At 66.9% G+C, this 329-nt stretch carries 1 protein-coding gene; it reads left to right on the plus strand.

Going from position 1 to position 329, the window contains the following annotated elements:
- Positions 1-329, plus strand: a 329-nt coding sequence (locus DM872_RS00135; RefSeq protein WP_256873255.1) for a contractile injection system protein, VgrG/Pvc8 family, incomplete at both ends; no start/stop codon positions are given.

Here is a 329-nt window from a genome sequence, read left to right on the forward strand (position 1 = left end):
TTCGAGGTCGTCGAGTTCCACCTCGTCGAAGGCTTGTCCGAGACATTCAGGCTCAACGTCGACCTGAGCTGCACCAACCCCGCCATCGACTTCGGCCAGGTCCTCGACCGTCCCGCGCTGCTCACCATCTGGCAAGGCGGCCAACCCGTACGCTACCTGCATGGCTCCGTCACCTCGTTCCAGCAGGGCGACACCGGCTTTCGACGCACCCGCTACCGCGCCGTGGTCGAGCCGCGCCTGGCCCGCCTGCGGCTGGCTTCGGACTGGCGCATTTTCCAGACCCTGTCGGTGCCCGACATCGCCACCGCCGTGCTGAAGCAGCACGCCAT

The organism is Pseudomonas taiwanensis (assembly GCF_013393345.1).
GTDB classification, from domain to species: Bacteria; Pseudomonadota; Gammaproteobacteria; order Pseudomonadales; family Pseudomonadaceae; genus Metapseudomonas; species Metapseudomonas resinovorans_C.